Source organism: Streptomyces sp. NPDC037290 (genome assembly GCF_055603245.1).
The window spans coordinates 1-5,444 of sequence record NZ_JBVJVZ010000080.1; the positions used below are offsets into that span (position 1 = coordinate 1).

2 protein-coding genes are annotated in these 5,444 nt (G+C 74.2%); both read left to right on the forward strand.

Going from position 1 to position 5,444, the window contains the following annotated elements:
- On the forward strand, window positions 1-4,511 hold a 4,511-nt coding region (locus tag ACZ7HQ_RS44700; RefSeq protein ID WP_471003174.1), incomplete at its 5' end, for an SDR family NAD(P)-dependent oxidoreductase.
- A gap of 93 nt (window positions 4,512-4,604) precedes the next feature.
- Window positions 4,605-5,444, forward strand: an 840-nt coding sequence (locus ACZ7HQ_RS44705; RefSeq protein ID WP_471003177.1) for a beta-ketoacyl synthase N-terminal-like domain-containing protein, incomplete at its 3' end; no start/stop codon positions are given.

Genomic DNA, 5,444 nt, shown 5'->3' on the forward strand with positions numbered 1-5,444 from the left:
AACGGGGGATCAGGAGCAGGCAGCTCACCGTCAGCCACGCCTTCCACAGCCCGCACCAGGACCAGATCCTGGACGAGTTCCGCCGGATCGCCGCGGGGCTCACGTACGAGGCGCCCCGCATTCCCATCGTCTCGACGCTCACCGGACTGCTCGCCGACGCGCGGGAGATGGGCAGATCGCGGTACTGGACTGAGCAACTGCGGCGCACCGTCCGTCACGCCGACGCAGTCACCACCCTGCACGGGCTCGGCACCACCCGCTATCTCGAACTCACCCCCACTCCGACGCTGGCCACGCTGGTCGCCGAGACCCTGGAGGAGAGTCCCGCGGCCCTGGTCCCGGCGCTGCGCCACGGACAGCCGGAGCGCGGCGCCCTGCTGCGTGCCCTCGCGACCCTGCACACGAGCGGTGCCGACGTCGCCTGGTCGGCGCTCCCCGGACCCCGCTCCGCTGCGCTGCCCGAACTGCCCACGTACGCCTTTCAGCACGAGCGTTACTGGCTCACGCCGCCCGCGTCGCGCACCGACGTCATGGACGCCGGGCTGGCGGGCACGCCGCATCCGCTGCTCGCGGCGGCCGTCGAACTGCCCGAGAGCGGCGGCTTCGTCCACACCGGGCGCATCAGCACGCTCACGCACCCCTGGCTCGCCGATCACGCGATCCACGGCACGACGCTGCTGCCCGGCACCGCCCTGCTCGATCTGGTGCTGCATGCCGCGTCAAACGGCGCGGGGGAGCACCCGAGCGTCGCGGAACTCGCGCTCCAGGCACCGCTGGTGCTGCCCGGCGAGCGCGGCGTCGACATCCGGGTGACCGTCCAGGAGGCGGACGAGTCCGGCCTGCGCGCCTTCGCCGTTCATTCGCGCCCGGCGCCCGCCGGCGATGATGCGTCCGGCCCGGCCGACGTTTCCGGCTCGTCCTCCTGGACCCGGCACGCGAGCGGAGCTCTGGCTCCCACCGAGGCGCCCGACGCCGCGGACCAGGTGTCGCAGTGGCCGCCCGCCGACGCGGCGCCGGTCGACCTGACGGACCTCTACCCCGCTCTGGCCCTGACCGGCTACGAGTACGGCCCCGGCTTCCGGTTGCTGACCGCCGCGTGGCGCACGGACGACGACGTGTTCGCGCAGGTCGAGCTGGGCGACGATGCCGCCGCTTCGGACGACGTGGACCGGTTCTCGGTGCACCCGGCCCTGCTCGACGCCGCGCTGCACGCCCTGCTGCGCACCGGACTGCTCGCGGACGGAGTGTCCGGAACCGATGCCCTGGGCACGCTGCTGCCCTTCTCCTGGGGCGACGTCGCCCTGCACGCACTGGGCGCCACCGCGCTGCGGGTCCGGTTCACGCGGACCGGGCCGACCACCGTCCGCGTCGTCGCGAGCGATCCGTCCGGCGCCCTCGTCCTGACCGCAGGGGAACTGTCCCTGCGTCCTGTGGCGCTGGACCGGTTGGGCGGTGGCTCGGGCACCGAGCCGGGCGGACTCCGGTCGCTGTACCACGTCGAGTGGTCCGCCACACCGGCAGCAGTATCGGCCGCCGCCACATCGGTCGGCGCCGCAGCTCCGGACACGCCGGAGCAGTGGGCGCTCATCGGGCACAGCCCCGTGCCGGATCTGGTCTCCACATTGGCGGCCGAGGCGGTCGACGTCCGCACGTACCCGAACCTCGACGCCCTGGTCCACGGCATCGAGAGCGGTGACCCACACCCGTCGGTCGTGCTCGCCGATCTCGCCCCGCATGGAGCCCAGCTCCCTGCGCAAGAAGGAGAGCAGGCGGGAGAGCACGAAGGAGCTGCGGCCGGCGCGCACGCCGTCGCCCGCCGCACACTCGCCCTCCTCACGTCCTGGCTCGACGCGCCCGCCCTCGCCGCCGGCCGCCTGGTCCTCGTCACACACGGGGCGACGGCCGCGTCGACGGCGCCGGACGCACTCGGCCTGCCGCAGGCGACCGCGTGGGGCCTGGTGCGCAGCGCCCAGACCGAGAACCCGGGCTGTTTCACGCTCGTCGACATCGACGGCGAGCCGTCCGACGGATACGCCGCCCTGCCCGCCGCACTGCGCACCGGCGAACCGCAACTCGCGGTGCGCGACAGCGAGGTGTCCGTACCGCGCCTCGCGCGCGCCCCGCGGGACGCCGACGTCCCGTGGCCCGTACCGGCCGACGCAACCGAGCAGGGCGTGGCGGCTCGGCGCGCCCCACTCGGCACCGGCCAGGTACGGATCGCGGTGCGCGCGGCCGGAGTCGATCTCCGCGATTCGGTCCTCGCCCGCGACACACCGCCGGACCACGACATCCTCGGGCTCGAAGGCGCGGGTGTGGTGACCGAGACCGGCCCCGGCGTGTCCGATCTGGCCGTCGGCGACCGGGTGTTCGGCCTGTTCACCGGCGACTTCGGCCCGCAGGTCGCGGCGGAGCGGGGCACCCTCGCCCGTATCCCGGCGGGATGGACGTTCGCTCAGGCTGCGTCGGTGCCCGTCGCATTCCTGACGGCCTATCACGCACTCGTCGAACTGGCCGCCGTCGTACCGGGCGAGCGGCTGCTGATCCACTCGGTGGCCGACGGCGTCGGCCTGGCGGCGGCTCAGCTCGCCCGGCACCGGGGCGTCGAGGTGTTCGGCACCGCGGGCCCCGGCACGTGGGCGGACCTGCGCGCACAGGGGCTCGACGACACGCATCTCGCGCCGTCGCACACCCAGGAGTTCGAGGCGCGGTTCCGGGCTGCGACCGGCGGCGCGGGCGTGGACGTGGTGCTGGACTGCCCAACCGGAGACGCCGTGGACGCCTCGCTGCGGCTGCTGTCGCCCGGCGGCCGGTTCGTCGAGACGGGCAGGACCGGCACCCCCGACTCCGAGGCGGTCGCCGCCCGGCATCCGGGCGTCGACCACTGCTCGTTCGATCTGACGAAGCTGGAACCCGCGCACGTCGGCGCCATACTGGGTGAGCTGACGGAGCTGTTCGAGCGCGGTGCGCTGCGTCCGCTCCCGGTCGCCGTGCGCGATGTGCGGCACGCGCAGGACGCGTTCCGACACCCGAGCCGGACCCGGCATGTCGGCAAAGCCGTCTTCACCGTCCCGGCGCCGCTGGACCCCGAGGGGACCGTCCTGATCACCGGCGGCACGGGCGCGCTGGGCGGAAACGTGGCCCGCCACCTCGTCACCCGGCACGGCGTCAGGCGACTGGTGCTCACCGGGCGGCGCGGCCCGGCCGCCGAGGGCGTGACCGAACTCGTCGCGGAACTGCGCGCGGCGGGTGCCGTCGAGGTGACCGTCGAAGCCTGCGACGCGGCGGAGCGCACGGCGCTGGCGCGGGTCATCGACGCGGTCCCGGCCGCGCATCCGCTGACCGCCGTGGTGCACGCCGCGGGCGTGCTTGACGACGCCCCGGTCGAAGCCCTGACGCCGAAGCGGCTCGACACCGTGCTGCGGCCCAAGGCGGACGCGGCGTGGAATCTGCACGAACTCACCGCCCACGCCGACCTGTCCGCCTTCGTGCTGTTCTCATCCATCGCCGGAGTGATCGGCCACGCCGGACAGGGCAACTACGCCGCCGCGAACGCTTTCCTGGACGGTCTGGCCGCATACCGCCGACACCGGTGCGGGCTGCCCGCGGTCGCCGCGGCGTGGGGCCCCTGGGAGCACGCCGCCGGCGGTATGACGCAGGCGTTGAGCGCGACCGACCTGCACCGGATGGCCCGCACCGGCGTACTGCCCCTGGCCATCGATGAGGGCCTCGACCTCTTCGACGCCGCGCGCGACGCGGCGGTACCGGCCGTGGTGCCGGTACGGCTCGACCTCGCGGCCCTGGCCGAAAGCGCCTCGGGTGCCGGGGGAGCGGGGGACGTCGCCGAGGTGCCGCCGCTGTTGCGTCACGTCGTACCGGCCCGGCCCGTGCGGCGTCTGCCGCAGGGCGCCGCAACAGCTGCCGGTGCCCGCCTCCCGGCACCGCGGCAGGCCGCGGACGACGCAGGACCGGACCTGGCCCGGCGCCTGGCCGAGCTGCCGACCGAGGCCGCGCGACAAGGGATGCTGCTGGAGCTGGTCCAGGGCAGCGCCGCGGCGGTCCTGGGGCATGCGACCGCGGTGACGGTGGACCCGGAGCGGACGTTCAAGGAGCTGAGCTTCGACTCGCTCACCGCGTTGGAGCTGCGCAACCGGCTCGGTGCCGTCAGCGGTCTGCGGCTCCCCGGCACGCTGATCTTCGACCATCCGACGCCCATGGCCGTGGCCGACTTCCTCTCCGCGCGGCTGGCCCCGCAGGCCCCGCGGACGGCGACGCCCGACAGCCTGGCGGTCCTCACCGAACTGGACCGGCTGGTGGACAGGGCGATCGCCGCCGACGCGGACGAGTCGACGCTCACCCGGTTCACCAGCCGCCTCGAGGACCTGCTCGTGCGGCTGCACGGCCGGCAGGAGGGCGGCCGGCCCGGCGCCGCCGCCGAGTCCACCGACCGATTCGAGTCGGCCAGCGACGACGAGATCTTCGACTTCATCGACAACGAGCTCGGACTGACCTGACGGTCCGCCCGGTCCAATTCCGCGACGCCGCGCGGTCGGCCCCACCCGGTCCGGCCGCGCGATGCAGAACACGCAGAAGGCGCAGGTTCCCCGATGCCAGCGAACGACGACAAGCTCCGCGACTACCTCAAGCGAGTCACCGCCGACCTGCACCAGACGCGCCTGCACATTCGGGACGTCGAGGCACGGAAGCGGGAACCGATCGCGATCGTCGGTATGGCATGCCGCTATCCGGGCGACGTGACGAACCCGGAGCAGCTGTGGGGGCTGGCCGCCGGGGGAGTGGACGCGGTGAGCGGGTTCCCCTCGGGACGTGGCTGGGACCTGGAAGGGCTCTACGACCCGGACCCGGACGCCGAGGGCAAGGTGTACGTCCGCGAGGGCGGCTTCCTGCACGACGCCGGGCAGTTCGACGCGCAGTTCTTCGGCATCTCGCCGCGCGAGGCCCTGGCCATCGACCCGCAGCAGCGCCTCGTGCTGGAGACCTCCTGGGAGGCGGTGGAGCGGGCCGGCATCGACCCGCTGAGCCTCGCCGGGAGCCGGGCGGGCGTGTTCGTCGGCGTGATGCCGCAGGAGTACGGACCTCGCCTGTACGAGGCGACCGGGCAGGGAGTCAGCGGGCACCTGCTGACCGGCACCACGACCAGCGTCCTGTCCGGCCGGATCGCCTACGCGCTGGGCCTGGAGGGCCCGGCGGTCACGCTCGACACCGCGTGCTCCTCCTCGCTGGTCGCCATGCATCTGGCGACGCAGGCGCTGCGCTCGGGCGAGTGCGAGGTGGCGCTGGCCGGCGGCGTGACGGTGATGGCGAACCCCGGCACCTTCGTGGAGTTCAGCCGGCAGCGGGGCCTGGCGCCGGACGGCCGCTGCAAGTCGTTCGCGGCCGCGGCGGACGGTACGGCGTGGGGCGAGGGGGTGGGCATGCTGGTGCTC